Annotated in this window: 2 protein-coding genes; both read right to left on the reverse strand. The window is 68.5% G+C overall.

The window, feature by feature from the left end; genetic code table 11:
* Positions 1–37 precede the first annotated feature (37 nt).
* On the reverse strand, positions 38–499 hold the full coding sequence (locus ACFWY6_RS42940) for a hypothetical protein (protein ID WP_384702595.1): 462 nt from the start codon (positions 497–499) through the stop codon (positions 38–40).
* Between the two features lie 113 nt (positions 500–612).
* Positions 613–1,869, reverse strand: coding sequence for an MFS transporter (locus ACFWY6_RS42945; RefSeq protein WP_384702598.1), 1,257 nt, complete (start codon positions 1,867–1,869; stop codon positions 613–615).
* Between the last annotated feature and the right edge of the window lie 121 nt (positions 1,870–1,990).

Here is a 1,990-nt window from a genome sequence, read left to right on the forward strand (position 1 = left end):
CTGTTTCACGTGAAACAGTGCCCCTTCGCAGATGCTGTTACTTGTTCTTCAGGCAGAGCACCACGTCGTGGCCGCTGCCGGTCTGGTAGTAGGAGACCTCGGTCCCCTTGACCGCGTCGCACTTGCTGACGCTGCTCGTGTCATCGAACTTCTCGATGACCTCGAACTCGGCGTCGCTCGAGGAGCAGTCGGTGTTCTCCAGGTCCGGCGCGGACTGCGTGCCCTTGTTGTGCAGGCAGTCACCGACGGCGGTGGTCTCGGCGTCGCTCTTGCCCAACTGGAACTTGACGACAGCGATGATGATCGCGAGAACGACGAAGCCACCGATGCGCAGCAGAAGCTTCTTGCTGCGACCACCACTCGGAGCGGCCGGAGGCGGAACCGGCGCCCCCTGGTTGTACGGCGGGTAGGGCTGCGGCGCGGTGGGCTGTCCCGGCTGACCGGGGTGCGGCTGCACGCCCTGGCCGTACGGATTCTGGCCCTGGGGCGGAGTAGTCACTTGGGGGTCCCCCTCGAACGAGAGCGCGATGGCGCGGATACGACGTCCGTAAGTTATAGGGGCGCAGTGGGATCTCTGAAGTCCAGAGGGGCTCTGTGGCACTGATGTGACACTTACTGCGCGTCAAATCTGGCCATAGCGGCAGCAATTGCTGCGTAGATAACGGCGATCGTGACCACCAGCGGAACCGATCGACCGTCAGGCGGCAGTATCAGGGCCGCCACTCCCGCCGCGGCGACGAACGCGACGTTGAACAGGACGTCGTAGATGGAGAAGATCCGGCCACGGAAGCCGTCGTCCACCTCGGACTGGACCACCGTGTCCGTGGCGATCTTCGCCCCCTGGGTCGTCAGGCCCAGGAGGAACGCGGCGATGAGCAGGGGGACGGCCTCGAAGGGCAGGCCGAGTGCCGGCTCCAGGACCGCCGCTGCCCCGGCGCAGGCGACGATCCAGCCGCCGGGGCCAAGCCGGTTCACCGCGGCGGGCGTCACCACCGCCGCCATGAAGAAGCCCGCCCCCGAGATCGCCACGGCGAGGCCAAGGAGGGCGAGCCCGTCGGACTCCGTGGACGACCAGGCGTATCGGCAGAGCATGAGGACCATGACGGACAGGGCGCCGTAGCAGAACCTCATGAGGGTTATGGCGAGGAGCGCGCGGGCGGCAGGGCGCCGCTGCGACAGATGCCGCACGCCGGCCAGCAGATCCCGCGCCGTACCGGAGAGCGCCGCGCCGAGGCGTGGCTGGACCAGTTCCGGGTCTGGGCCGAGGAGTTCACGCGCCATGCGCAGCGAGGCGAGCGCCGCGCAGAGGTACAGGGCCGCCCCGAGCAGGACGACGGCCGCGTCCGAGTCGGAGACGACCAGGCGTACGGCGAACGCGAGGCCGCCGCCCGCGGTGGCGGCGAGCGTCCCGGCCGTCGGCGAGAGGGAGTTGGCCATGACAAGCCGATCGGCGTCGACCACGCGCGGCAGCGCCGCCGAGAGCCCGGCGAGGACGAACCGGTTGACGGCCGTGACGCAGAGCGCGGAGGCGTAGAACAGCCAGTCCGGCACGCCGCTCAGCATCAGCACCGCCGTCACCGAGGCCAGCGCCGCCCGCAGCAGATTGCCGTACAGGAAGACCTGGCGGCGCGGCCAGCGGTCGAGGAGCACGCCCGCGAAGGGGCCGATCACTGAGTACGGCAGGAGCAGCACGGCCATCGCGGATGCGATCGCGGCCGGCGAGGTCTGCTTCTCCGGCGAGAAGACGACGTACGTGGCGAGCGCCACCTGATAGACGCCGTCCGCACCCTGAGAGATCAGCCGCACGGCGAGCAGGCGTCGGAAATCCCGCAGGCGCAGCAGTATGCGCAGGTCACCGACGACAGCCATGGGGCACAGCCTCACATACGAGGAGGGTCCCCCCGCGGGTTTGCCCGGGGCCCGCAACACCAATTCGCCCACCGTGGCTTTTGGCGCCACCAACCCCCTGTTTTAAATAAAGACGGTTTGG

The organism is Streptomyces sp. NPDC059037, from assembly GCF_042740015.1.
Taxonomy (GTDB): Bacteria; Actinomycetota; Actinomycetes; order Streptomycetales; family Streptomycetaceae; genus Streptomyces.

What these genes read in the sequence shown, in the direction of transcription:
- ACFWY6_RS42945 (WP_384702598.1), bottom strand. Translation starts at nt 1,869, where the DNA reads ATGGCTGTCGTCGGTGACCTGCGCATACTGCTGCGCCTGCGGGATTTC.